Raw genomic sequence first — 1310 nt, 5'->3', positions numbered from 1 at the left:
GTTGTGGAATACTTCAGCGCCGATACGTAGACCTTCTTTAAGAGTCTTAGCGCCAACTGGTTGGATCATGAACTCTTGGATGTCAACGTTGTTATCTGCGTGCTCACCACCGTTGATGATGTTCATCATTGGTAGAGGCATAGAGAATTGACCAGCAGTACCGTTTAGCTCAGCAATGTGCTCGTAAAGAGGCATGCCTTTCGCAGCAGCAGCAGCTTTTGCGTTAGCTAGAGATACAGCTAGGATAGCGTTCGCACCGAACTTAGACTTGTTTTCAGTACCGTCTAGGTCAAGCATGATTTGGTCAACGTCAGCTTGTGCTTTAGCGTCAGAACCTACTAGAGCTTCAGCGATTGGGCCGTTTACAGCTTCAATAGCTTTAAGAACACCTTTACCTAGGAAACGTGATTTGTCGCCGTCACGTAGCTCAAGAGCTTCGCGTGAACCAGTAGATGCGCCAGATGGAGCAGCAGCCATACCTACGAAACCGCCTTCTAGGTGTACTTCAGCTTCTACAGTTGGGTTACCACGTGAATCGATGATTTCACGACCTAGAACTTTAACGATCTTAGACATTGAATGTTTCCTTCTCGTTGAATATATAAATGTCAAATTTAAAGGTAGCAGCACAACTTACGCAGCTACCTGTATTCCTTTTTACTTCTCTAATTCGCCGCGCTGGAACTCGCCAGCTGCTTTAACGAAACCTGCAAACAATGGGTGACCATCGCGAGGTGTTGAAGTGAACTCTGGGTGGAATTGAGCAGCAACGAACCATGGATGGTTCGGGTTCTCGATAACTTCAACCAGTTTCTTGTCCGCAGATAGACCCGATACTTTTAGGCCCGCCTTTTCAATTTGTGGACGAAGATTGTTGTTCACTTCGTAACGGTGACGATGACGTTCATGGATCGTCGCGCTACCGTATAATTCGTAAGCTTTTGTCCCTTTCGCTAGGTGACAAAGCTGTGAACCAAGACGCATTGTGCCGCCAAGGTCAGATGTTTCTGTACGCTCTTCAACTTTACCTTCGCCATCAGTCCACTCAGTGATAAGACCAACAACTGGGTACTTAGTATCAGTACAGAATTCAGAAGAGTGTGCCCCTTCCATTTTCGCAACGTTACGAGCGTACTCGATAAGTGCTACTTGCATACCTAGACAGATACCTAAGTAAGGTACTTTGTTTTCACGAGCGTATTGAGCAGCAAGAATCTTGCCTTCAACACCACGATCACCAAAACCACCAGGAACTAGGATTGCATCTAGGCCTTCTAAAACTTCTACGCCACGAGACTCAACGTCTTGTG

General features: G+C 46.3%; 1 protein-coding gene and 1 pseudogene. Both read right to left on the bottom strand.

Features of this window, described 5'->3' with window-relative positions; genetic code table 11:
• A pseudogene (eno, locus tag AB4496_RS25755) lies at positions 1-576 on the bottom strand (phosphopyruvate hydratase); the annotation flags it as partial.
• An 81-nt stretch (positions 577-657) separates the two neighbouring features.
• A partial coding sequence (locus tag AB4496_RS25750; RefSeq protein ID WP_372132697.1) for a glutamine amidotransferase-related protein occupies positions 658-1310 on the bottom strand: 653 nt, incomplete at its 5' end.

This window comes from Vibrio sp. 10N.222.46.A1, assembly GCF_041473595.1.
In the GTDB taxonomy this organism is placed as follows: Bacteria; Pseudomonadota; Gammaproteobacteria; order Enterobacterales; family Vibrionaceae; genus Vibrio; species Vibrio tasmaniensis_A.
This window is presented reverse-complemented; position numbering and strand designations above follow the sequence as displayed.